The organism is Paenibacillus sp. PL2-23 (assembly GCF_040834005.1).
GTDB lineage: Bacteria > Bacillota > Bacilli > Paenibacillales > Paenibacillaceae > Pristimantibacillus.
Genome location: NZ_CP162129.1, coordinates 4930964 through 4956683 on the forward strand (window position 1 = coordinate 4930964; position 25720 = coordinate 4956683).

General features: G+C 53.9%; 21 protein-coding genes. 4 read left to right on the plus strand and 17 right to left on the minus strand.

All coding sequences use genetic code 11. The annotated features are described in order from the left end of the window. Nucleotides 1–55 precede the first annotated feature (55 nt). Both AB1S56_RS21850 and AB1S56_RS21855 read right to left on the minus strand, forming a co-directional pair. Nucleotides 56–1132, minus strand: a complete 1077-nt coding sequence (locus AB1S56_RS21850; protein WP_340871947.1) for a Gfo/Idh/MocA family oxidoreductase — start codon at nt 1130–1132, stop codon at nt 56–58. Between the two features lies 1 nt (nt 1133). After that, complete coding sequence (locus AB1S56_RS21855) at nt 1134–2297, minus strand: Gfo/Idh/MocA family oxidoreductase (protein ID WP_340871944.1); 1164 nt, start codon at nt 2295–2297, stop codon at nt 1134–1136. Between the two features lie 150 nt (nt 2298–2447). Between AB1S56_RS21855 and AB1S56_RS21860 the strand changes: the two genes are divergently transcribed. The 3 genes from AB1S56_RS21860 (at nt 2448) to AB1S56_RS21870 (ending at nt 5599) form a co-directional block, all read left to right on the plus strand. Beyond that, nucleotides 2448–4274: a UbiD family decarboxylase gene (locus tag AB1S56_RS21860; RefSeq protein WP_340871943.1), complete on the plus strand. Its 1827-nt coding sequence runs from the start codon at nt 2448–2450 to the stop codon at nt 4272–4274. Between the two features lie 469 nt (nt 4275–4743). Then, entirely contained in the window at nt 4744–5067 is a 324-nt protein-coding gene (locus tag AB1S56_RS21865; RefSeq protein ID WP_340872036.1) for a metalloregulator ArsR/SmtB family transcription factor, read from the plus strand. A gap of 22 nt (nt 5068–5089) precedes the next feature. Then, nucleotides 5090–5599, plus strand: coding sequence for an SRPBCC domain-containing protein (locus AB1S56_RS21870; protein WP_340871940.1), 510 nt, complete (start codon nt 5090–5092; stop codon nt 5597–5599). A gap of 130 nt (nt 5600–5729) precedes the next feature. On the opposite strand, the gene AB1S56_RS21875 is transcribed toward AB1S56_RS21870, so the two are convergent. Continuing rightward, nucleotides 5730–7358 (minus strand): glycoside hydrolase family 9 protein, encoded by a 1629-nt coding sequence (locus tag AB1S56_RS21875; RefSeq protein ID WP_340871939.1) that lies wholly within the window; start codon nt 7356–7358, stop codon nt 5730–5732. Nucleotides 7359–7591: 233 nt separating this feature from the next. Here AB1S56_RS21875 and AB1S56_RS21880 point away from each other — a divergent pair, with 233 nt between their 5' ends. After that, nucleotides 7592–7747 carry a DUF1540 domain-containing protein gene (locus tag AB1S56_RS21880; RefSeq protein WP_340871938.1) on the plus strand — a complete coding sequence of 52 codons (156 nt, stop codon included), beginning with the start codon at nt 7592–7594 and terminating at the stop codon, nt 7745–7747. An 82-nt stretch (nt 7748–7829) separates the two neighbouring features. Here the strand turns inward: AB1S56_RS21880 and AB1S56_RS21885 are convergent, their stop codons facing one another. The 14 genes from AB1S56_RS21885 to AB1S56_RS21950 form a co-directional block, all read right to left on the minus strand. Further along, complete coding sequence (locus tag AB1S56_RS21885) at nt 7830–8735, minus strand: TIM barrel protein (RefSeq protein ID WP_340871936.1); 906 nt, start codon at nt 8733–8735, stop codon at nt 7830–7832. 183 nt (nt 8736–8918) lie between these two features. Next, the gene (locus tag AB1S56_RS21890; RefSeq protein ID WP_340871934.1) at nt 8919–9722 is read right to left on the minus strand and encodes an ABC transporter ATP-binding protein; all 804 of its coding nucleotides are present in this window, start codon (nt 9720–9722) and stop codon (nt 8919–8921) included. Between the two features lie 2 nt (nt 9723–9724). Beyond that, a complete protein-coding gene (locus tag AB1S56_RS21895) occupies nt 9725–10762 on the minus strand; it encodes an iron chelate uptake ABC transporter family permease subunit (RefSeq protein WP_340871932.1) in 1038 nt (345 codons plus the stop codon). After that, a complete protein-coding gene (locus tag AB1S56_RS21900) occupies nt 10759–11799 on the minus strand; it encodes an iron ABC transporter permease (protein ID WP_340871931.1) in 1041 nt (346 codons plus the stop codon). Before AB1S56_RS21900 ends, AB1S56_RS21895 begins: the two co-directional genes overlap by 4 nt. Next, entirely contained in the window at nt 11792–12880 is a 1089-nt protein-coding gene (locus AB1S56_RS21905; protein WP_340871929.1) for an iron-siderophore ABC transporter substrate-binding protein, read from the minus strand. Before AB1S56_RS21905 ends, AB1S56_RS21900 begins: the two co-directional genes overlap by 8 nt. Before the next feature lie 270 nt (nt 12881–13150). Then, a complete protein-coding gene (locus AB1S56_RS21910; protein WP_367903393.1) occupies nt 13151–14269 on the minus strand; it encodes an RNA-guided endonuclease InsQ/TnpB family protein in 1119 nt (372 codons plus the stop codon). Nucleotides 14270–14495: 226 nt separating this feature from the next. After that, nucleotides 14496–16349, minus strand: a complete 1854-nt coding sequence (locus AB1S56_RS21915) for a serine hydrolase domain-containing protein (protein ID WP_340873794.1) — start codon at nt 16347–16349, stop codon at nt 14496–14498. A gap of 124 nt (nt 16350–16473) precedes the next feature. Continuing rightward, complete coding sequence (locus AB1S56_RS21920) at nt 16474–17100, minus strand: class I SAM-dependent methyltransferase (RefSeq protein WP_340873792.1); 627 nt, start codon at nt 17098–17100, stop codon at nt 16474–16476. A 172-nt stretch (nt 17101–17272) separates the two neighbouring features. Next, nucleotides 17273–18393 (minus strand): IS3 family transposase gene (locus AB1S56_RS21925; protein WP_340873823.1). Its coding sequence is split into 2 segments (ribosomal slippage): nt 17273–18168 and nt 18168–18393, totalling 1122 coding nucleotides; the frame shifts between segments, so codons are not numbered across the junction. A gap of 589 nt (nt 18394–18982) precedes the next feature. Continuing rightward, complete coding sequence (locus AB1S56_RS21930) at nt 18983–19303, minus strand: cupin domain-containing protein (RefSeq protein WP_340873359.1); 321 nt, start codon at nt 19301–19303, stop codon at nt 18983–18985. A 37-nt stretch (nt 19304–19340) separates the two neighbouring features. Beyond that, a complete protein-coding gene (locus AB1S56_RS21935; RefSeq protein WP_340873358.1) occupies nt 19341–19496 on the minus strand; it encodes a hypothetical protein in 156 nt (51 codons plus the stop codon). Between the two features lie 198 nt (nt 19497–19694). Beyond that, nucleotides 19695–20264, minus strand: a complete 570-nt coding sequence (locus AB1S56_RS21940; protein ID WP_340873357.1) for a hypothetical protein — start codon at nt 20262–20264, stop codon at nt 19695–19697. Beyond that, nucleotides 20246–20875 carry a deoxynucleoside kinase gene (locus tag AB1S56_RS21945; RefSeq protein WP_340873355.1) on the minus strand — a complete coding sequence of 210 codons (630 nt, stop codon included), beginning with the start codon at nt 20873–20875 and terminating at the stop codon, nt 20246–20248. Before AB1S56_RS21945 ends, AB1S56_RS21940 begins: the two co-directional genes overlap by 19 nt. A gap of 147 nt (nt 20876–21022) precedes the next feature. Continuing rightward, on the minus strand, nt 21023–25681 hold the full coding sequence (locus AB1S56_RS21950; protein ID WP_367903394.1) for an S-layer homology domain-containing protein: 4659 nt from the start codon (nt 25679–25681) through the stop codon (nt 21023–21025). Nucleotides 25682–25720: the final 39 nt, after the last annotated feature.

Consider the following 25720-nt stretch of genomic DNA (forward strand, 5'->3'; position numbering starts at 1 on the left):
CTGGAACAGTATGCCATTCCATGGGATGTCTTCATTTCTCAGGAATCAATTCCCGCTATTCCACCTTCACCGCGTCCCGCTGGGCGATCAGGCATAACTCAGCCGCCTTGAAGGCGTGCTCCTGCGTCATCGCGTTTTCGGTACGGTGGAAGCAGTCGAGAATGAGCTGGCCGAAATACGGATGGCCTACCTGACCCGACACATTCCAATAATATTCGCCTTCTCCATTCACCAGATAGACGTTGCCGCCTCTCTTCTCCCTGCCGATGTCCACATATTTGCGCAGCTCTATATAGCCTTCCGTCCCCAGAATGACAGTACGGCCATCCCCCCATGTGCTCAGTCCGTTAGGGGTGAACCAGTCTACCCGCACATACCCCGTTGCTCCATTGTCTGCGATCAAGGAGGCGTCGCCGTAATCCTCGAACGCGGGGTGCCCCTTGTGATGGTAGTTCGCTGTTTTGCTGTGCACAACCTCGGCATTCCGGGCCCCGGTATAATAGAGGAACTGCTCGATCTGATGGCTGCCAATATCGCATAGAATGCCTCCGAACCGTTCCTTGTCGAAGAACCATTCCGGACGGCTGCCGGCGTTCACACGATGGGGTCCCAGTCCCAACACCTGCACGACACGCCCGATTGCGTCCCGCTCGATAAGCACCCCAGCGTATACAGCGCTCTCCACATGGAGCCGCTCGCTGTAGTAGACCGCGTATTTGCGCTTCGTCTCGGCCACCGCCCGCTTCGCCTGCTCCAGCTGTTCAAGCGTCGTAAGAGGTGCCTTATCTGTAAAATAGTCCTTCCCATGCGCCATGACCCTCAGCCCCAGCGCACAACGCTCGGAAGGAATGGCAGCCCCCGCAACAAGCTGAAGGTTGGAATCCTGCAAAATTTCCCCCTCCGAGCGGGCGACCTTAACGCCCGGGAACTGTCTCTGGAAGGCCTGCACCTTCTGCGGATCGGGATCATACACCCAGCTAAGCTGGCCGCCAGCCTCAATAAGCCCTTGGCTCATCCCATAAATATGACCGTGATCCAGCCCAATAGCCGCAAATTGGAATTCGCCAGGCGAGCATACCGGCTCCGGCTTGCCCTCCGGTACATAAAACATTCCGCTTTTGTTGTTGTCCATGCTAAGCCTTCCTCTCCTCAAGACTGCTTCCCATCGTTATGGTGGAATCTGCAAAATTCTCGATATGTCCCTTCTTCTCGTAGAAGTAGACCGCATTCCGCAGCACGCCCTCCCGCGTATAGAAAGGATCGTCCGGCTGCAAAGGCAGGCTGACGGTCTCCCCTGTGCTGGCAGACTTGTAAATAGCCATAATCAGCTCCAGCGTATCGCGTCCGCTGTCGCCGTCGATGAGCACCGACGCCCCCGTCTCCATTGCCGTCAGCACATCGTCAATCTGCGCCGTATGACCCTCATGCGCAAGCTCAGGCAAGCTGGCGTACAGGCTTTGGATTTGGTCTTCCAGCTCCCCATCCTTCTCGGGAAAGCCGTTCGGTCGTGAGACTGAGGCTGTCAGCTTCCACGGCGCGGAGATCCGAGCGTTCAGCCCCTGGAACACCAGCTGCTGCTCCTCGCCATGGTGGACAACCGAGCTTGTCACTTGCCCAAGCGAACCGTCCGGATACCGCAGCATGGCCAGAGACAAATCCTCGATTTCCGCATTATCATGCGCGACATTGCTCATGAAGGCCTGCACCTGGCTTGGCCGTCCCCGCATCCACAGCAGGGCGTCGATATGGTGTACGGCATGATTCAGAGTCGGTCCCCCGCCCTCCTTCTCCCATGTGCCGCGCCACCACAAGTCATAATAGCAGTGTCCGCGCCACCAGTGGGAATCCACCTGCGCGTGCACAATCCGGCCCGCGAGTCCGCTGTCCAGCACCGCCTTGAGCTTCATCATAGGGTTGCGGAACCGGTTCTGCGCAATAACGGATACGATTCTCCCGCTTTGGCGGGCGGCAGCGTTGATTCGATCACATTCCTCAAGCGAAGCGGCCATCGGCTTCTCGATCAGCACATGGCTGCCCGCGCACAAGAAATCAACGGCAATATCCGCATGCGTATACGGCGGTGTGCAGATGGAGACCAGGTCAATGTCCTCGCTCAACAGCTCCCTGTAATCCGCAACCACCTTGGCATGCAGGCCGAACTGCTCCGCTCTTGACCTTGCTTTATCGGGATAAACATCGCTAATCGCAACAATCTCGCAGCGCTCTCTGAATGTCAGATACCCCTCTATATGAGCCGTCGATATAGCTCCTGCGCCGATTATAGCCACCTTCAACATGGGCAACCCTCCGTGAATTCGTTTTCAACGTAAGAATACTGCATTCGCGAATAGAATTGTCCTGCTGTAATGCGGGAAAAATGACGCTCCGTTGCGGTTCTGCTAAAATAAAGACAAACGATGTTAATCACGAATAGGAGCGGCAAAGCTATGTACCCAACATTGGAAGCATGCGTCAATGATCTGGAACGAAATGGACATCTCGTGCGGATTCGGGAGGAGGTCGATCCTGACCTGGAGATGGCCGCCATTCATCTAAGGGTGTTCGAGGCGGGAGGACCGGCTCTCTTGTTTGAGAATGTGAAAGGCACACGCTACCGGGCAGTCTCCAATCTGTTCGGGACGTTGGAGCGAAGCAAGTTTATTTTCCGGCAGACATGGGAATCGACGCAGAACGTCATTGCGCTGCGCAACGATCCCATCAAGGCGCTGAAGCAGCCGCTTCGTCATGCCCGGGCCGCAACGGCGGCAACGAAGGCACTGCCCATGCGGCAAGGCGGCGGCGCTGCCGGCTTCGAGGAAATCGCGGTCAGCGAGCTGCCGCTGATCAAGCATTGGCCTATGGATGGAGGAGCCTTCGTCACGCTGCCGCAGGTATATACCGAAGACCCGGACAAGCCCGGCATCATGAATGCGAACCTGGGCATGTATCGGGTGCAGCTAACAGGTAATGACTACATCACGGACACGGAGATTGGCCTGCATTATCAGATTCATAGGGGCATCGGCATTCACCAGCACAAAGCGGACCGCAAGGGCGAGCCGCTCAAGGTAAGCATCTTCGTCGGCGGACCTCCCTCGCATACGCTGTCGGCCGTTATGCCTCTGCCGGAGGGCCTCAGCGAGCTAACCTTCGCCGGCTTATTGGCGGGACGCCGCTTCCGGTATGGCTATGAGGACGGCTACTGTATTAGCCGCGAAGCGGATTTTGTCATAACCGGGGAGATTCATTCCGGCGAGACGAAGCCCGAAGGACCATTCGGCGACCATCTGGGCTATTACAGCCTCGTGCACCCCTTCCCTATGATGCGCGTTCACAAGGTCTATGCGAGGCCTGGCGCCATCTGGCCGTTCACCGTCGTCGGCCGGCCGCCGCAGGAGGATACCGCGTTCGGAGCGCTTATTCATGAGCTGACCGGAGACGCGGTCAAGCAGGAAATTCCCGGCGTGAAGGAGGTGCATGCCGTGGATGCGGCAGGCGTCCACCCGCTCCTGTTCGCGATCGGCAGCGAGCGGTATACGCCATATGCGCCTGCCAAGCAGCCGGCTGAGCTGCTGACAATCGCGAATCGTATTCTCGGCACGGGCCAGCTGAGCCTTGCCAAATATTTGTTTATTGCCGCCGAGGAGCAGGAGCCGATCAGCACGCATGACGAAGCGGCGTTTCTCTCGTATATACTGGAGCGAATCGATCTGCAGCGGGATATTCATTTCCAGACGAATACAACCATTGATACGCTGGACTATTCCGGCACGGGCCTGAACCAGGGCAGCAAGGTGATTCTGGCCGCCTGCGGGGACAAGAAGCGCGAGCTGGGCGCCAGTGTGCCGGCGCAGCTGCAAGGGCTGCGGGACTTCGTTCATCCGCGGCTCGTTCAGCCCGGCATCGTGGCGCTGGAAGGCCCGGCGTTTGCAAGCTATGCCGAGGCGGAGCGCCAGCTGCAGGAGCTGTCCGAGGCGATCGCTGAGCGCGGCGCTATGCCGGAATGCCCGCTGATCGTGCTCTGCGACGACAGCGCGTTCCTCTCGGCGTCGCTGTCCAACTTCCTGTGGGCGACCTTCACCCGCAGCAATCCGTCCCATGACATGTACGGGGTGAACAGCGGCTATTCCTTCAAGCATTGGGGCTGCGACAACCTCATCATCGACGCTCGAACCAAGCCTCACCATGCTCCGCCGCTCATCCCCGATCCCGCTGTTCAGAAGCGGATCGACCGCCTATTCGCCTCCGGCGGCAGCTTGAGCGGCGTGCGATAGGCCATTGATCGCGAGCGCTCAGCGCTCATAATGGTAACCGCCCCTCCGAAACACGCAAACGGAGGGGCGGTATTTGTATCAGGAGTAAATCCTGCGAAATCTGCAGTAATTTAGGCTCTGAAGGTAGGTTAGAGATTAACTTGTTGCAAATGTGCAGGATATCATCTCATACTGATCGCAAATGGGCCGCTCTCGCGTAATTTCATGTATAATCGCAGCAATTCCCTTCGTTTGAGCCGAAAGATTGGTGAAATATTGTAATTTTGCAGGATTCCTAGCCGATACCCCGAACGGTAGTAAAATAGCGGACAGACGTAGATCAACAGTGAGAAATCTTCTATCGCTGCCCTTAAATCACTTCCCCTTAAATCGCTACACTTAAATATTCCTTGACAGGAATATTCCCAATGAGGTATATTCAATGTGCAAGCAAGAGGCACCGCTAAGACGAGGTGAAGGTCACCCTATGATGGACAGCACAACGTTTAGCGCTCTGGCAGAACCACACCGATTACGCATCGTAGATTTGCTGGCTGGCGGACCGCTCTCCGTTGGGGAGATCGCGGAGCGCCTTCAGCTGAGGCAGCCGCAGGCGTCAAAGCATCTGAAGGTTTTGTTGGAGGCCGGTCTGGTTGAGGTCGAAGCCGAAGCGAATCGGCGGAACTACAAGCTCCGCATTCAGCCTCTGCAGCAGATGGATGAATGGCTGGAGCGATACCGGCGGATCTGGAATGAGCGTTACGACAACTTGGAGCGTTATTTGCAGAAGATGCAAGAAAAGCCTAAATCGTAAACCCAAAATTCGAGGAGGAACTATGATGACAAACCAAATGCTAAGCAAGGTAGAAGGCAACGTATTGATCCTGGAGCGCGTATTCAATGCCCCCCGCGAGCTGGTATTCCAAGCATTCTCCGAAGCTGAGCACCTGAAGCAATGGTGGGGACCTCGCGGATGGACAGTCCCGGTATGCCATGTGGACTTCCGCCCGGGCGGCGTATGGCACTACTGCATGAAATGCGAGGATAAGAACCAAGGCGACTTCTACGGCATGGAATCCTGGGGCAAGGGGATCTACAAGAACATCGTCACAGGAGAGCTTATCGAATACACGGACTACTTCTCCGATGCTGAAGGCAATTTAAACGCAGACATGCCGAGCACAGAAATTGTCCTCGAGTTTATAGAAGTGGATGGCGGAACCAAGTTGCTCAACAAGGCGACGTATGCTTCGGCGGAATCGCTCCAGCAAGTGCTGGATATGGGCATGGAGCAGGGCATCACAGAAACCTGGGATCGCCTCGAAGAGCACCTGCAGAACGTCTAATAAGCTACAAGCAAGGAAGCCGCCGCAATGGCGGCTTCCTTTCGTTGTTCAGAACGTTCACTTTGGAGCACGAAGCCTATGAAGACGCACTCGACTTCGATGACCTATATGGCTTCAGCCCTTTCTGCTCCTACTGGACAAAATGAGACATAACAAACACCGCAGGCGAATTCCAGTAGATGGTCACTTCATTCGTGGAATAGCTCTCCATCACGTCGGCGAACGAGGCAGCCGGCGCCCTGCCCGCCAAATGCTGCTTCGCGTAGTCGTCATGCAGACCCGCATTGGGGCCGCCGGAGACAAGCCCGGGAACCGGCTCATCTACACCGTCTCCCTCTGATGGGCGATGATGCGGATAGCGGATAGCGTTGTTCCCAAAGCCCGTGACATAGCTCATGCCGACAACATTCATCCCGAACAAATAATGAACATGCGCAAGAGCATGGCGCTCATACAGGGCGGAGCCTGACAGCCGATCTGCCAGCAGCAGCAGCATCGCATTGTTCAGCACCAGCATATTGCTGCCCCAAATATAATGCTTCGGCAGGAGCGATATGCCGTAGCCGTCCTTCTCCGATACAGCCGCCAGCTCTTCAGCGCGGCCAAGCCAGCCCTCCCGCAGACGGGACGCCAGCTCCGGGGACTTCTCCCGCTCCGTACGTATATACGCAAGCGAGCCGTAGCCGCTCATATTCGACCAGCCCAGCTCGAACAAGCCTTGCGCTTCCACCTGATCCACCAGCGCCTGGAAGGCCTGGTGATACGCAGCCTCTCCCGTGGTCCGGTACAGCTCCGCCGCCGCCCAATACCGTTCGTCGGCGTCAATAGGGTCCCCATATTCTCCCGTCGCGATCTCAGGCGGATTGCGGAAGCCCGGTGCGTCCGGGTTCCCTTCAAGCCAGGACCATGCGCGCTTGGAGGCAGACAGACACGTCTCCGCAAAATGACCATCATAGGCGATATAACGTCTTGCGGCCATCGCCATGACAGCAGCGAAGCAGCCTGTCGCCGTCGCCGATATGGGCGAGACATACAACTCCGCCGTATCCTCCTCCGGCATCGTATCCCCTGGAGGGAACACAAGCGTAGTCAGCTTGTGATAGACGCCGCCCGTCTCCCCATCCTGCATCCGCAGCATCCATTCCAGCTCATACCGGCATTCGTGCAGCACGTCCGGCATGTCGCCATCCGTCTCGGGTATAAGCAGCGGTCTTGCGAACGCCTCCGGGTAAAGCTCCTCCGCCAGCAGCAGATCCGCCACGGCCTTGGCGCCTGGACCCACATATTTGCCATAATCGCCGGCATCATGCCAGCCCCCGTACGCATCTACCCGCTTCTCTTCATCCCCGTAGACAATGGCAGGGGAGGAATGACAGGCGCCATGCTTCCACGGGCCAGCATACCTCTCCTCCAGTTCCATCCCGCAGCGGAAGAAGTAGAACGCTTTCAATAATGCGGCGTGCGCGTCTACATACACCTCATCGCTAATCACGAATGGGCAGGACACGCTCCCGTCCCCGCTCTCGATCCGGTAAACCCCGGGCTGCTGCCAAGCGGAGAAGTCCGCGCGGCTGACCGTCTCCCCGCTTGCCGCGTCCCGCTCGGCGACGCCAGTCTCCCCTTGCCATACCGTGCCGCCGCTGGCCATATCCACGAGTCGGAAGCTACCGCTTCCGCCTCTCATTACAGCGAGCTTCAAATCCTGGCTTCTATAGCCGAGCTGATTAACCGCGATGTCAATCGTATGGCTTGCTCCCATGTGCGCACGTCTCTCCTTTGGCTGATGGAACGAGCGAAGCCCGTCCTATCAACGACCCATTAAGATGAATAATGCCAGCTTTATTTTATCACAGAATTTTTTGTACCAACGCCAACAACGCCAACAAACCCGGCTTTCTCTCCACTTCAAGCAATTAGAGATTCAAACCGGGCTGATGGAGGTATAATGAAGTACACCGTTTGACCATCCTAATGCCAAGGAGGTGAGTATCCATGGCCAAAGATGTTCTGTGCGAAGTGAACTCCTGCAAGCATTGGGCTGCAGGCAACCAATGTAATGCTTCTTCGATTTACGTGGTCAGCCACCGCGGCAAACAAGCCAACAACTCGGAAGAAACAGATTGCAAAACGTTTGAACCAAAAGTGTAACGCTAGCTCCACGAGGACAGCCGTGCCATCGGCTGTCCTTTCTGCCGCTTGCCATTATTTTAACCAATAATGATAATTATTATCAGGGTTTGTGGAAATTTTGCTGAAGCTCCGTCCATATTCCCCTAGCCATTCTCATGAAGAACAACGACTGCTCCCACCGATCGCTGATCTCATGCTTGCGGCCGCCGCATTCGTCCGTCGTGATCGCATAAGGCGGGGGGCCCAGCTCCACGACAAACGGCAAAACGTCCCCTTGACCGGCAGAGTCCAGCCAATAGGCCATCCCGCTGCGCCACCATCGCTCGAAATGCCGCAGCATGGCATGCTCGCCATTCCCAACGTCCACCTGCACCTGCTCGCCGTTCGATACTCTGGCATGAATAGCCCCTGTGCGCGTCAGCAGCTTTCCAAGCAGTGCCTCCGCCTCGGCGCTTATGGTATGCATCTCCCCCGCCACTACATAATGAGACAGATCGATCGTCAGGCGAAGATCATCCAGAGCTTCGATATAAGAGCATGTACGCAGCAAATCCTGTGTAATCGTGCCCCGATGAGTCTCGATATAGACCGGAATGCCAGCCTCGCGAGACAACCGATTCAGGTCTCCAAGCAGCTCTACAGCTCTGCCCTCCACCACGAAGGGCGTCATCACCTGCACGTTAATATGCTGGATGCCCCCAAATTCCACAGCCCTCTCCAGGAACCGGCTCATATCCTCCGGTGCGGAAGGGTACGCATTCACGCTCAGGGTCAAGCCATAATAGGCCAACAGCCGCTTCCACTGTTCCTCCTCCTCTGGAGAAGGGATGAAGCCGTTAATGCCGTCAAAGCCCGCTTGCGCAATCGATGCAATTTTTTGCTCTAGGGTATATTCCCTTCCGCCCTGCTCCAGTCCAGTCATTCCCCACCAGGACATATGAACCTCCAGCTTGGGTGCACCAAGCTCTGGAAGGCTCAAGCGAGAGCGATCCGATAACATGGTCATAGCCGTCACTCCCTCCAATAAGGCTATACCCAGTGTAGGACAGCCGGCATAGCAAGGGGGAGTAGCAATACTGCTGTTGGCTCACACAATCCTGCAATCTGCCGAGATTTCCGCTGCAGCAGCTGAACGTTATAAAGCCGCCGATAGGCTTCGGCGGCTTGTCGAACACGAACGAGCTATTGTCTAAGCATGTACATGATGACGCCCAATAGGTACGATCAGAGGCGATCCGGAGACGGGATCGCTGATGACCGTGCAATCCATGCCGAACACATCCTTAATCAGGTCGCTCGTAATGACCTTGGACGGCTCGCCCTCTGCGATCAGCTTCCCTTCGCGGAGCGCGAAGATATAATCCGCATAACGGGCGGATAAGTTAATGTCGTGAAGCACCATCACTATCGTTGTGCCATGCTTCCGGTTCAAATCGGTGAGCAGATCCAGGATTTCAACCTGATAGGTAATATCCAGGAAGGTCGTCGGCTCATCCAGGAACAAGATATCGGTCTGCTGTGCCAAAGCCATCGCAATCCAGACGCGCTGGCGTTGACCGCCGGACAGCTCGTCGATGTTCAGATTAGCCAGCTCCGTAATCTTCATAATATCCATAGCCTCCGCCACGGCCTCGTAATCCTTCTTGGACCAACCGCCCAGCCAGGTCTGATGCGGGAACCGTCCTCGACCGATCAGATCCGAGACTGTGATGCCTTCCGGCACGATAGGCGATTGCGGGAGCAGTCCGACGATTTTGGCTAGCTGCTTGGGCGGGTATTGATCGATCGACTTGCCGTCGAGCGTCACTCGACCGCCTTCCGGCTTGATCAGTCTGGCCATCGTCTTGAGCAGCGTCGACTTCCCGCAGGCGTTGGCGCCGATTATGACGCTGATCTGATTGCTGGGAATAGAGAGGCTTACGCCATGGACAACCCTTCTGTTCTCGTAGCCCGAGACGGTATCCTCCGCTTGGAACTGATGCAACGGCTTCATGTTTAGAAATCTCCCTTTCGATTCATTCGGATAAGCAGATAGATCAGATAAGGCGCTCCCAGAATACCGGTAATAACGCCGACGGGGAATCTGGTCTGAAACGCAAATTGTCCGATTAAATCCGATGCCAGCACCAGGATGACGCCGACAAGACCTGCTGGAATGACCGTAGAATAGCCTGCTCCGACTAACCGCCTTGCAATCGGTCCAGCCAGGAACGCCACGAAGGCAATCGGACCCGTTGTAGCGGTAGCAACGGAGATCATGCACACTGTGGCCAGAATGAGCATGATTCGTGTTTTGTCGGTATGGATGCCAAGCGATGTCGCCGCCTGCTCACCCAGCTCCAGCAGACTAAGCCTCTTCCCTAGCAGAATGACAATAGGCGTACATACCAGCACCGTAATGATAAGCGTAGGCAGCTCCTCCATCTGGGAGCCGTTAAGACTACCGCTTAACCAACGGTACGCTGTAGCGACGTCATGCTCAGAGCTGATGCGCAGCAAATAAGCGATAAGCGCCCCAAGCATGGCGTCCAAGCCGATGCCAATGAGAATCAGCCGCCCTAACGCGAATGTCCCTCTAATGGATAGCAGATAAAGCACCAATACCGTAAGAAGGCCGGCAACAACGGAAGCGATGAACAGCACAGCTTCGCTTGTATGGAGAATAATAATGCAGAATACAGCCGCAACGCTGGAGCCGGCCGTTATCCCCAGGACATTGGGATTCGCAAGCGGGTTGCGAAGCATCGTCTGGAACACGCTTCCCGCTAAGCCGAAAGCGAAGCCGGCGAACAGACCGGCGAGCATTCTAGGGAGCCGTATCGTCTCAATCGCAAACGAAGCACCCTTGATTGGCTCCCCCATCAACACCCGCGCGATGACATCCACGGAATACAGGGTGTTGCCCAGGTACAGCATCAAGCCGCAAAGGGCCACAGAAATGATTGCAAGTATAGAAGTAATCAGCACATAACGACGCCTTCTCTGGCGTCTGCCCGACATGATCAACTGAATGGTGTTTGTAGGATTCATCATAAGGCACGCACTTTCGCTCTCATCGCTAATAGAATCAGAATGGGAGCGCCGACGAAGGCAGTCACGATGGCCACCTCAAGCTCGCCTGGTCTGCCTAGAATCCTGCCTATCACGTCGGACCCCGTTAATACAATCGCTCCAGCCAGCGCCGACATCGGAATGAGGAAGCGCTGATCTGGGCCAATCATCAATCGAATCAGGTGGGTTGCCAGCAGCCCGACAAAGCCGATAGGCCCTGCCAGCGCGGTTACGGTTCCGCACAGGACAACAGCCGCCAGCGACGAGACTACACGCAGAACACCTGTGCGAACGCCCAGCCCCGTAGCCGTCTCGTCACCCAGCGCCAACGCGTTCAGCGCGGGAGCTGTGAATAGGACGATCAGAATGCCGACAATCAGAAAGGGCGAGAAGGTTGCGATATCGCTCCAGGTAGTCCCGCCTACGCTTCCCACCTGCCATCGCCGGACTTGATCCAGGACATTCGTTCGGGGAATCATAATGGCGCTTATAAGCGAAGTAAGCGCAGCGCTGGTAGCCGCCCCCGCTAATACCAGCTTAACGGGCGTAGGTCCGCCATGTCCCATCGAGCCGATGCCCAGCACAAATAATGCGGTAATGGCTGCACCGAGGCAAGCCATCAATATATACTCATTCGCCGATCCAATGTTCAGGAAGGCAATGCCGGCCACAACAAACAAGGACGCTCCTGTATTCACGCCCAGAATGCTGGGGTCGGCAATGGGGTTGCGAGTGACTGCCTGCATCAAGGCGCCGGAGATGCCAAGCGCACCGCCGCATAAGAGGCTGAATACCGTACGGGTCATTCTCTGCTTGATGACATCGGTGTTATACGAATCAATGGACGGGTTGAATAACCCGTCCATTAACTCCTTAAATCCCATGACTCGCGAGCCGAAAGCCAACGATGCCAGAACACATAGACCGAGAACAAGCAGGCAAAGCACGAGCACCATCGTAAAGTGCTTCGGTGTGAGCGGCTTATGCAGCTTGTCGGCAAGAGGCGCTGAATTATTCATTGATCTTCTTGGCTGCTTCTCCGATCAATCCTACATATTCATCGATTGTGTACGCAACCGACAACGGATTCGGGTTGCCCGCAGCCGCAAGCGGCGAATTGTCTTCCACGACTACGACGGAGCCTCTGGCGATGGCCGGAACCTTGCCCAGCAGCGGATCGGCTTGCAGAGCGGCAAGCAGCTCGGCATTGCCATAGGTCACGATAATGTCCGTGTCATTCAGCGCATCGGCATTCTCAGCACTCAGCTGCAGGTAGAAGCTGTCGGTAACCAGACTTGCCAGTGCGTCAGGGAACGGCATGCCCAGCTCGCCCAGGAAGTCGCCGCGCGGGTCTCCAGGGGCATAGATCGAAAGCGTCGACAGGTCAGCAGGGTTAATAAAGGCAAAGGCAGCTGTCTTGCCTTGAAGCTCTGGATGAGCGGCTGCCGTGTCCTGGATCAGCTTCTCTGTATCCTTAATCAGCTGCTCGCCCTCCGCTTGCATGCCCATACCCATGGCGTTGAACATCACTTGATCGCGCCAGCTTGCCACCCAAGGAGCCGACTGGTACGCGACGACCGGGGCTATTTTGGACAATGTATCATATTCCTCTTGCGTAATGCCGGAGTAAGCGGCCAGAATAACGTCTGGGCTCGCGTCCGAGATGGCTTCAAAGTCAAGGCCGTCTGTATCCTGGAACAGGTTCGGCTCGGTAACGCCAAGCTCCTCCAGCTTCTTCTTCGTCCAAGGCAGCAGTCTGGAGCCATCCTGTACGCCGTAGTTCGCTTCGGAGAAGCCTACAGGCACAACGCCCAGGGCAAGCGCAACGTCATGGTTCGCCCACGAGATCGTTACGACGCGCTCCGGCTTGGCTTCAATAACAGACTCGCCAAACGCGTGTTTAATGGTAATAGGATATTGAGCCGCCGCTTCCGATGCAGAAGCATCGCTTGCTTCAGGGCTCGCGCTTGGAGCAGCGGTTGGCGCTGCGCCGGCATTGCTATTGGCATTGCCGTTGTTCCCGCCGCAGCCGGCAAGCAACACAACAAGTGCTAGTGAGGATAGAAGCATGGACATCGATCGTTTGTTACGTGCTTTCATGTGTAGACCCATCCTTATTCATTGGAGTTAATTGATAATGATAATCAATTTCCTCTAAATTATATGACCAGGCTATTTCATTGTCAATGTTAAAACATGTAAGTCAATGACCCCCACTTAACTAACGTTTGAAGTGGGAGCTTGTAACGACCCGATCGTACGAACGTCTTGCGACTCCGATCTTTTGGCGTTCCGAAGAACGTGGTGTTACATCCTCGAGTAAGTCTTCGCCTACCAATGGGCAGATTGACAGCTGCCCTGCAAGCCTAGTCATGCTAAGCCTGCACCTTCAAGAAGGTACTCTCTTCCCTTCAGACAGAGATTCATGGCGCCGATCCGGTCATCATTGCTTGCATATCCGCATGCCTGGCAACGAAAGCGATGCCTGCGTTTATCCCGGTTTTCTTTGTCCGTGTGGCGGCATAGGGGACACGCTTGCGAAGTGTGCTTCGGATCCACGGCTATCACCATCGATCCTGCAAGCTTCGCCTTATACGTCACCATCTGACGCAGCTGATAGAACGCCCACGATACCGTCACATACCGATACTTCAGCTTTGACTTTTCCGCCCTGCGGCGGATCCCTGTCAGATCCTCCAGCACAAACAGCGTATTCGCCCCATATCGGGTAACGAGTGCCTTACTTACCTGATGGTTCACATCGGTCATCCAGCGGTTTTCTCGTTCTCCGATTTGCTTCAGCCTGCGGCGGGACGAAGCCGTTTGTTTGCGTTGCAGCTCGGAACGCAATCGTTGGTAGTTTGCTCGTTTGTGTTTGAGCTCCCTTCCTCGAAAAAACAGCGTTCTCCCCTCGGTGTCATACACCGTAGCTACAAAGTTGATGCCCAGATCAATCCCTGCAACGTGTTCAATCTCCTTAAGCTCAGGAGAGGCCATTTCCTTAGACACTGGAATATGCAAAAACCACTTCTGCTTTTTGCATACCAGCTTGGCTGTACCGAATGTCCATGTGCCGTCGAAATAGGTCTCCATTCCTTTGGCTTCGAAGGGGATCTTAATGCGGCCTTGCAGCGTATTGACGGAGAATAGCTTTGCGCTTAGCGAGTAATCCCGTCTCCAGACGAGATCGTATTCCGGCTTCTTAAATTGTACGAGAGTCCAAGCATGCCCACTGCTCAAGATGGTCTTGTATTTAGCCCGTACCGTTTTCAATACCGACTGCGCCATTTGAGAACGCAGGCCCATCGCGCTGCGCAGGGTTCGATACGTCATTCGGTGCAGGGCAGACTGCCGGCGCTCGCTCGTCTCAAACACAAGGGCAGAGACAAAATTACACCCTTGACGATAAGCGATCATCGTTTGTTGCAGGGCCATCATTTGACTTTCTGACGGTTTGATTTTGATTTTCGCCGTCACGGTAACGATCATACGTTCGCCTCCTCACTATACTAATTTTAGCATAGTAGGGAGAACAAGAACACACCAAATATCATTCCGGCTAACGCCGAACGCCCATTCCTCCCCCGCTTATAGAAGACGGGAGTATCCTGGGCGATATTGATGAAGCGGCTATTTTCACAAGGTGAGGGCTAGGCATGAAAAAGGCAGTCCCAGCCTCCTCCCTGACTGCTCAAGAGGATTAGGGACTGCCTGATTAATAATAAAAGCCAACCAAGTTGTAGTACTGCATAATCAAGAGGAAAATGAGGCTAGCTGCCACGAAGAAAGGCATATACAGCTTGTTGAAAAGCTTCATTGCTCTCCAATTCCGTACCGTATGATACGCCAATACGAAGGTCAACAGCAAGGCGAGCAGCGGGGCCGCCATCGCAAGCTTCAGCAGGAGAGGAACCTCGCTATTGAGATAAAACATCGTATCCACCGTCGACACATAATAGACGAAGCTGCCCATTAGAAACAGGTGGCACAGCGATATCGACAACAGGAGCAAGCCTCTTGCCCGCGACGCGCGCACAGCCTTGCGCAAGGCCTGGATACCCATCTGAATGGGAACCGCAATGGCTGTCACCAGAAACACAGCGGCTGCAGCCAGCAGGATGATGGGATTATGGTTCAAGGAGATGTGATACCAAGGCAGCCTCTCGAACACGACTCCTGCATATACCAGCTGTCCGTCAGCAGGCTCGAAGTAGATATAATCCCCCTCCTCCGAGCGGAACAGAGCGTCGCCTACGGGATCATAAGCGATCTCCTCCCCGTACCCGATCAGCTTCAGCCGCTCTCCATCAGCCTCGACAGTCAGCTCCTCTGAGGTCAGCAGCGTAAAATGTGTAAAATCGTTAACGGGATAAATATTAGGGGCGTACACCCCTTCAAACGGCTCCAGCGTTGGCAACGCTGCCGTCGGCGGCGGCGAAGCTTCGGCTTCGGGCTCCGGCACAAAGGCCGCCAGAAAATCATTGGCAATGTGCCTGCCATTCATCTCGCCCACAAACACATAATAAAGTCCAAAGCTGCGGTCAGGACTAAGCAGCATGTAGCTGTTCGTCGCAGCCATCGTTCCTCCATGCTCCAGATACCTCTCGCCGCCGTGGAATCGTTCATGGAAGCCGTACGCGTACCCCGGTATGGCGGGATGATGCCTGAACTGCGGATCGTAGATCGGCTTCGTCTCACTCTGGAACAACACATCGGCACGACCGGACATTTCGTTCAAGTGGCCAAGCATATACTTCGCCACATCATCCGTTGAAGCGATGATTTCTCCTGACGGAAACGTGTTTTCGCTGTAGATTTTGATTTCTTTGTAGGCGTCATTCTTGTATACATATTCAAGCGCCAGACGGTCCAGCCATTCCGGGCGAATATCCACGTCCGTATGGCTCATGCCGAGTCTGTCTAGAATATGGACTTTCACATACTGCTCATAGGGCATGCCTGAAGCGAGCTGCACCAGATAAGCCGCCAGCGTCGGGCCAAAATTGATGTAGGCGATTGCCTTGCCCGGCTCGCGGATCCGCTTGGGGAGGTACTCCTTGACGTAGTCCTCAAGGGGAAGCCGGTTCTCATAATGCAGCGAGACGGTGTTGAGATAGACCTCCTCCAGCCCGCTTGTATGCGTCAGCAAGTGGTGCAGGGTAATCGGCTCGCTGAAGGTTTCGGGTATTTGAAAGGTGGTCAAATAGTCATTAATATCGGTGTTCATGTCCAGCTTGCCTTGCTCAACGAGCTGCATAACTGCGGTTGCGACAACGGTTTTGCTAATGGATCCGATTCGGAACATCGTTTCGTCCGTGGTGGCCGCTGTGTCTTGGTCAATATTTGGTTTGCCGAATGCCTTGCTGTAGACCGTCTTGCCGTTGTGCACGACAGCCATAGCGGCGGCGGTGAGATGATGCTCTTCCAGCTTCTCCTCCGAAAAATATTGCATCGCGAAGTCGTCCAGCTCCTGCTCCTTCCAATCCAATGCCTCCGCGAATGCAACGGCTGGCGAAAACACGAGAAAAGCGAATGCTGCTAACAGCATAATGGCTGTATTCCGTTTCATTTTACAATCCCCCTCAGCAACAGATTCTAACAAATTCCATGCGGGTTTTGGCTGGACCGAGGTCGGGTTTACAATAAATTAAACAAAAAAGCCAGATCCCGGGAATGGGCTCCAGCCTTGCTGCCTATAACTTTTTTGCTGCTATGATAAAATATTCCCGCGTGTTCTTCTTCAAGCATACCGATTCCACCACGGAGAATGCCGCTTCCTCCTCTATCGTGCGGGCAAGTGCGGCTCCCTTAAACGGCTTGATGGTCGGCGCTAAGCCGGCTTTGCCTAGAAGGGACAGCAAGCCCTTCAAGAGCGGCTTCTCCCCCACGCATGGCGTAGTAGAAATCAGCAGCCCTCCCGGCTTTAACATCTCATTTAATCTGCGAAGAGCCTTGCGCTCATCCTCCAGCAAATGCAGGACGTGAAAAGCAAAGATGACATCGTAGGCGCCTCTCTTGAACCGTTCGTCCATTAGAGTGGTGTGTATGTAATCGACGTTGGTGATGCCGCGTTCTTGAGCCTTCTTTGCTGCGATGGCGATCATATTCGATGAAAGATCAATGGCGTGTATACTGCTCACATATTGCGCCATCTCGTTCGTCATCAAGCCGGTTCCGCAGCCGACCTCCAGCACGATGTCGCTTGGCTTGAGATGCTTTTGTGTTCGCTGCATGATGCTCCTGTAAGTGGGCTCCGCCTTTTTCTCCTGCTGATCGTAAGTATGCGCCGCCTTGTCCCAGAATCGCTCCGATCGACTCATATCGCGCCCCCCTGATTCGCCGTATACTGTGCGCCGCACAGCGTCATCCGGATTGTCTCATGCAGGGGGGAGCAAGTCAACGGCTTGGTGGAGTTTGGGAGGAGGGATTGAATGAGAGAGTGAGTGAAGGCTGGACCTCTGTCAATAGATTGGACACATCAAACCGAGAGAATTACGCCATCTTTTGGAACGTACGTTCGTACTGATTGGGTGTAAGGTATCCTATGGAAGAGTGGATCCTTTTTCCATTGTAGAAACAGGTTATATATTCAAAAATTTTGGCCTTTGCCTCGGCCCTCGTTTTGAACTTATTTAGATAGATCAGCTCTTTCTTCAGAACGCTATGGAACGATTCGATGCAGGCATTGTCGTAGCAATTTCCTTTGCGACTCATGCTGCCAGTTATCTTGTAATTTTGGAGACGTTCCTGGTATTTGGCTGACGCGTACTGGCTGCCGCGATCGGAATGATGCAGCACCCCCTCCTCCGGCATTTGGAGGCGATAGGCCTGATCTAGAGCCTTTAAGCACAGCTCCTTTGTCATCCGTTCATCCATGTGAAATCCTGCGATTTTGCGTGTGCAGAGATCTTCCACACTAGCGAGATAAAGCCAACCTTCATCTGTGGGAACATAGGTGATATCCGCCATCCATACCTGATTGGGCTTCTCGGCCGTAAAGTTCTGATTTAAGACATTCTCGGCCACCGGCAAGTTGTGTTTGGAGTTCGTCGTAGCCTTATATTTCTTGACCGTACGCGATCTCAAGCCCATTTCGCGCATTCTCCGGCCTACCGTCTTCTCTGAAACCATTACGCCTTGCTGTTTCAATTTCTGATGGATTTTCGGGCTTCCGTAAAGCTCTCTGGAGTCCACGAATGCTTGCCGTATATGCTTATCTAGTTCTTTACGTTTAAGGCTTTGCTCACTTTCTTCACGAGTCGTCCACTCGTAATAACCGCTTCGGGATACACCTAACCAAGAGCACAACTTCGTGACACAGCGCTTTGAGCGGTGTTCATGAATGTAAGCATAAATCAACGCCGGTCTTTGGCGAAGTAGTGCATGGCCTTTTTTAGGACTTCATTTTCTTCCTCCAGATCACGGATTCGCTTCTGGAGATCACGCATGGCTTTGTCATCTGGCTTCAGTTGACCGCTACCAGGAAAAGCTTGAGCTCCGTCCGCTTTAAACTCTGCTAGCCAACGGTAAAGGGTATTCTCATGCAGCCCCATTTCGCGGGCTACCTGCGCCACCGTTTTCCCTTCTTCTTGAATGAGCCGCACGGTGTGCATCTTGAATTCTCTGTCATACTTTTTGGTCACGTCAAACACCTCGATTAAGAATGGATTTATTGTCGCACTCTCGGTTCGATGTGTCCAATTAAAAGTCTAGCACCAGGCCTCACGTGTTGCTCAATATGAGCAAATGAGTCGGTAGATGTGCCAGAAACGTCTATTTGTGCTAGGACGGGTGGTTTGGCGCATTTAGACGTGCCAGAAACGTCTATTTGTGCTGGGACGGGCGGTTTGGTGCATTTAGACGTGCCAGAAACGTCTATTGGAGCGTGGAGCGGGGGTTTGCAGCAATTAGACGTGCCAGAAACTTCTATTTATGCTAGGACGGGTGGTTGGGTGCATTTAGGCGTGCCAGAAACTTCTATTTGTGCTAGGACGGGTGGTTTAGTGCATTTAGACGTGCCAGAAACGTCTATTGGAGCGTGGAGCGGGGGTTTGGAGCAATTAGACGTGCCAGAAACGTCTATTGGAGCGTGGAGCGGGTGGTTTGGCGCATTTAGGCGGGTCGCTGCTGAACAAATGGAAGGCCCCGGCGGGGCAGCAGCACGCAAAGCGCGTTGCTGACGCCCGACGGGGCCTTCATGGCTTATTGCCTTCCCAGCAGATCCAGCCTCAGCGGGGTGAACGCGTCCAGAAGCTTGCTCGGCTTCAGCGCCCGGCAGCCATGCTCGGCGTTGCTCGGAATACGGATCGTCTCACCGGCTGTGATAACCGTCTTCTCTCCATCAATCGTAAATTCCAGCTCTCCCTCAAGACAATACGAGAACTGCTCGTGCACGTGACGGTGCAAGTACCCTTCCGCACCTTCCTCGAAGTGCACCTCCATCATCATAATCGACTGACCCGGCTCGAATATATGCCGCTTCACGCCAGGCTCTGCCGCTTCCCATACCTTCTTCTGCTCCATGTCATGCCCTCCTCCATATTTGGTTCTACTCTGACCCTTACTCCGGCATCCGGAAGCTTGTGCGCACTCCATCACGCAGCAGCGTCACCACGGGACGGCCTTCTGCATCCAAAGCCGCGCTCCAGCCGTCACCCGCTCCTGAGCCTTCCACACTCCGGAGCCCCTTCGGCGCTTGCCCCAGACTCGGCTTCATGTCTTAGCCGAATGCCTGTCTCAAGCGGACGCCTTCGGCAAGACTGCGTGGATAACCTTCACCTGCATGTAATCCTATTATAAGGCAAAAGCCCCGTCGGGAGTGACGGGGCAATTCACTATGTTGGGGGGACGAAACGACTGTTGCGGCCACACAAGCCCCCCGGACTTGCGTGAGCCTGGCTGGCGCTGCATTAGGCTACAGCATGCCCAGTCGCAGCTCGTAGAAAAATTGCACAACGGGATGCTTAAGCTTCATGATCTCGCTCATATTCTGAAGCCGCTTCTTGCCGACGCGTCTGTCTACCAAAGCGAATATATTCAATAAGATGTCCCGGCTTCCCAGGCTCTCTTCTATGGAGGTGGATAAAAAAAGCTGCGCGGCAACAGTAAAATCCGTTTTGCTTAATGCCGCTTGCGCGGCCATCAGCTCCTTCGCATGCTCCGAGGCTTTCCGGCCTCTTGCCATGACAACCAGCCGCTCCTCCGGAATGGCTCCCTTGCCAGTCTTTCTGACCGCTTCAATCTCTTCATTGGTGACTGGGATTTGGATGGCGGGGTCGTTCTTGATCTCTATCTCATTCTGATACCACCGGATGGAGGTTGTCTTGTCGTTCATATTAAATATCTTCTTATGATCCACAGCCAGGTAGCATAACCCCGCTTTATCCGGCACATAACGGTAGCTGGTGGCCAGATACGTCACCCTGCCCTGCAAGGCGGGACTGAGAAAGCTCTCCAGCTGCTGCTTCAATTTGCTCCAGGACATGTTGTTCTCCTATGCTCCGCCAGCTTCGCGTCGATGAGAGATAACACGTACTGGCGATCTGTCTCCTTATTTTCGAAGTCGATGCCATCCACGTTGATCTTCAGAAGGGGCGAAGCGCTGTATTGCTCGAAATATTCGGCATAATAATGATTCAGCCTCTCCCAATAGCCGCGTTCCACGATCTGCTCGTAGTCTCGGCCACGCTTCTGAATGCGCGCAATAGCACCGTCTACCGACAGCTCCAAGTATACCATCAGCCTCGGAGCCTTGCAGTGCTCGATCATATTCTCGAAAAGGTCCATATATAGCTTGAACTCCTCGGTCGACATGTCGCCGCTGTCATGAAGCATCCGGGCAAAAATCAGGTCCCCGTAAATCGAGCGATCCAATACCGCATGGTCGACCTTCGAGGCTTCCTTAATATGGCGGAACCGTTGATTTAAGAAAAAAATCTGGAGGCTGAAGCTGTAGCGCTCGCGGTCGTGATAAAATTTGTCCAGCAGCGGATTATCCACCACCGGCTCCTCAAAGGGCATAAGCCCTCTCTCCTTGACCAAAATATCCATGAGCGTGCTCTTGCCTGCCCCTACTACCGCATCAATAACGACCATGTTCCATCTTCCTTCCTGCTGCAGTTTTCCAAGATGCTGAGAGAACAGCATATCGCTCACCTCGTTTGTTGTACAGCACATTACCAAAAAAACAGCCGCTTTGACTGACCCATCCGCGGATCCTCAAAGCGGCTAGTGCACCCAGCCCTATATGAGGTTGGACTGGATAAGCAGGCGTTGAATCATGACGGCAACCTCCGCACGGGTCACCCAATCATCCGGTGCCAGCAGCATATCGTTTCTACCCTTCACAATGCCCGCCTGTACGGTATTCGACGCAGCGCTCAACGCCCAATCGGACAGCTCTTTCACGTCGGCATATAATTGGATAGCTTCTTGATCTTCAGACTCGGCACGCAAATTCGTAATACGCATAGCTCTGTCGAGAATGACCATTGCTTGTTCGCGCGTAATACGCTCATTCGGCTTGAAGGTGCCGTCTTCAAAACCAAGAATTAATCCATATTGATGGGCAACAGTGATAACACCATTATACCAAGCATCTGACGCTACATCCGTAAAAATATCCTTTCCGTTCTCCAGCTTCATTCCCAAGCCCCGTACAATGATTGCCGCAAATTCAGCACGGGTAATGGCATCCTCAGGTAGAAATATACCTTGATCCGTGCCCTCAATAATCATTCGCGAGCCCATGTCGTTGACCGCAGCTTGCGACCAGTGCCGCTCGACGTCGCGGAACGTAATGGGGTTCCATATCAGCGCATAGTCGCTGTTAGTCAGACTGTTAATAACGGCTGCATAGCTTTCCCCTTCAACTGTTACTTGAGTAGGCACATGCCGGACCGACCCATCCTTCTCCACAACAATACCTGTTGTGATTCGTGCAGGATCAGTTCCTTCCGGTAGAATGATGGAACGTTCTACATAAGTGTCGAAGGTAGACACCTCAACAGAAACACCCTCGTACTCCGCCGTCATTTCGAATTGAAGCGGTGAAGCCTCCATCGAGAGCCCTTGTGCATCCAATACTTCAACCAAATGGTTCAGCGAAGCTTCTGGCAGAGCGGATACTTCAATCTGAATCTTAATTTCGTCTAATGAAGCGAAATTCCCCAATTGCTGGAATATGGCTTCCAAGTCGATTTGTCCGGGTTTTATCGAGTAGCTGCCTTTGTCGGTTCGAATCTCGAGAATGGCTTGATGGTCCTCGATATCCTTGAACATTTGACCGTTCATTTCCACAATCACCGTATCCTGCTTGGATGTGAGCCCCAATTGAACACGGGCGTTCTCGCCTTCCTTGATCAAGCTGTCTTTCAATTTGTTCTGGTCAAATGTAACAGTCGTTACCGTCTGTCCTTGGACCGTCTTACTGGCAGCCCTTGCAAAATTCATATCTTTCCCGTTAACCAAACCTAAACCGACAGCAGCTGTTCCGTTATTAGAGGCACCGCCATCTATGACGATTGGAGCCCATGGAACAACAGTATTCGTTACATGAGAGGCAGCACTTGTGCCAGCCGCATTTTTGGCCTTGACGGTAAAGGAATAGCTAGTCCCGTTCATCAATCCCGTGACAACGATTGGACTTGCCGTTCCGGTCAGTACCAGATTGCCCGGCATCGTCACAACCTCGTACTCCGTAATAGGGCTGCCTCCGTTGTCGGAAGGAGGTGTGAACGTAACGGTGGCTTGACCGTTGCCCGCAACCGCGCTTACATCCGTTGGCACAGCTGGCACCGTCATTGGCACCGCTGAGACTTGATTGGAATAAGGGCTCTCCAGGCTGCCGTTAACGGATTTAATCTCAAAATAATAGGTCGTACCATTCGTTAAGCCCTCAATTTCAACCTCTGTTACGGAAGCAAGCACACTTTCTACTTCTACGCCATGCGCTCCAGCAGTATCACTCTGATAGACCTTGTATGCGGTAGCGTGCGATACAGCGTTCCATTCCAGCGATACCTTCCCATTAGCACCGGATGATGTGAGAACCGGCGCTTCCGGCGTAGATAGAACGGTCAGCGCAGCCCCGTTCGATGTTGCGTCTGGCGTTGCAGCCCCCGTCACCACGGCACGGTACATATAGCCGTTCATCGCGGATGTAGCGCCCGTAATGCTCAGTGTGGATGTTGTTGCGCCGCTATATAGCGCTCCGTTTGTGATGTTTGTGTAACCCGAACCCGTATTTACTTGCCACTGGTAGTCCATTGCGTAACTCGCCGTTACCGTGAACGTCGTATTCTCTCCTGCCACAATCGTCGAGTTGCTAGGGTGCGACGTTATCGCTGGCGGCGAATTCACCGTCAACGCAGCCCCGTTCGATGTTGCGTCTGGCGTTGCAGCCCCCGTCACCACGGCACGGTACATATAGCCGTTCATCGCGGATGTAGCGCCCGTAATGCTCAGTGTGGATGTTGTTGCGCCGCTATATAGCGCTCCGTTTGTGATGTTTGTGTAACCCGAACCCGTATTTACTTGCCACTGGTAGTCCATTGCGTAACTCGCCGTTACCGTGAACGTCGTATTCTCTCCTGCCACAATCGTCGAGTTGCTAGGGTGCGACGTTATCGCTGGCGGCGAATTCACCGTCAACGCAGCTTCGTTCGATGTTGCGTCTGGCGTTGCAGCCCCCGTCACCACGGCACGGTACATATAGCCGTTCATGGCGGACGTGGCACCCGTTATGGTCAACGTGGACGTTGTTGCGCCGCTATATGGCGCGCCGTTTGTGATGTTCGTGTAGCCCGAGCCCGTATTTACTTGCCACTGGTAGCCCGTTGCATAACTCGCCGTTACCGTGAACGTCGTGTTCTCTCCTGCCGCTATGGCCGAGTTGCTAGGGTGCGACGTTATCGCTGGCGGCGAATTCACCGTCAGTGCTGCTCCGTTCGATGTTGCCTCTGGCGTAGCAGCCCCCGTCACCACCGCACGGTACATATAACCGTTCATGGCGGATGTAGCGCCCGTAATCGTCAGCGTGGTCGTTGTTGCGCCGCTATATGGCGCTCCGTTTGTGATGTTTGTGTAACCCGAGCCCGTGTCCACTTGCCACTGATAGCCCGTTGCATAACTCGCCGTTACCGTGAACGTCGTATTCTCTCCTGCCGCAATCGTCGAGTTGCTTGGGTGCGACGTTATCGCTGGCGGCGAATTCACCGTCAGAACAGCTCCGTTCGATGTTGCGTCTGGCGTTGCAGCCCCCGTCACCACGGCACGGTACATATAGCCGTTCATCGCGGACGTGGCACCCGTTATGGTCAACGTGGACGTTGTTGCGCCGCTATATGGCGCTCCGTTCGTGATGTTCGTGTAGCCCGAGCCCGTATTTACTTGCCACTGGTAGCTCGTTGCGTAACTCGCCGTTACCGTGAACGTCGTGTTCTCCCCTACCGCTATCGTCGAGTTACTTGGATGTGACGTTATCGCTGGCGGCGAATTCACCGTCAGTGTAGCTCCGTTCGACGTTGCGTCTGGCGTTGCAGCCCCCGTCACCACGGCGCGGTACATATAGCCGTTCATGGCGGACGTGGCACCCGTTATGGTCAACGTGGACGTTGTTGCGCCGCTATATGGCGCGCCATTTGTGATGTTCGTGTAGCCCGAACCTGTGTCCACTTGCCACTGATAGCCCGTTGCGTAACTCGCCGTTACCGTGAACGTCGTGTTCTCCCCTGCCGCTATGGCCGAGTTGCTTGGATGTGCATCAATATGCGGTGCCAAAGCTTCACTGGCAACGGCTAATAAGTTATCGATGCCAATAGCACCACTGAGCGTGTAGCTATCATTCGGCAGAATCCTGAAGGCATCAATTCCGATAAAATGACTATTACTCGAAACATCAAAGGATGTTAAGGTCACATTTGGATTCGAAGCATTAGAAATCGTCTGCGATAATATTGCGCCCGGTACCGGATTCCCATTCCGGTAGCCTATCAACTCCACAGGTGCGCTGCCCGCTTCATTAACACCATCAATCGTAATATCAACCACATAAAGATTAAATGCTCTTCCGTCATGTCTGGATACATCAACATGCGTCAAATTGGTTACACCATTCTGCGAACTGGCGTATAACAGGGGCGTTTCAGCTGTGAACGGTTCAATGCCGATATCTACATCCTCAGCATCGTTCGATGAGTAAACAGTGAAGTCATACCCCTTAATATCTAATGCCGTTAAACCCTGATCTGCAGCTTTCGGAGCGCCGTTCACCAAGCTCACATAGGTTCCGCTGTAATAGGAGTCAAACGTTACAACCGGTTTGCCAATCTCTATATTGTTAATGGCAATCCACATCTCTTGATTTGCTTGGGGCGCTATACGTATTTCATCTACATTTTCAAAAAAAGACGACGTTAATCCGTTACTCTTATTAAACGTATTCTGCCAGCCGTTTTGAGTCGTATCTAGTTGCACGGTGCCTGTTGGCGCCCCATTATCGTAGCCGGTTACTTGAATGGCACTGCCGCCATAATCACTAATAAAAATAGATCGAAAATCAAAGTTGATCGCGGGGTCTGCACTTTTTATCGCAATTAAATTGGAAGACGCACTATTAAGATAGCTTGCAGCTATTCCAGACGCTGGAGCATAGGGTGTTTCGTAGCTCCAATTGTAACCATCGCCGCTCGTGATTTGCAGTGTTATCCCTGGAATCGCAGTCGAACCGCCTTGACCGGCTGTGACCGTAGATCCTGCAAAATCGTAATCATGCGTGAAGCTCACCAGGTCTGACGCTGGAGCGGCTTGAACGGAATAGTGAGGCCAATAGGTACTGATTAGAAGCATAGTCAACATGATGGATAACGACTTGCGCCAATACGGCTTTTTATTACGTTTCATGGGATGACAACCTCCACTGTCGATTCATTTACCTCATAA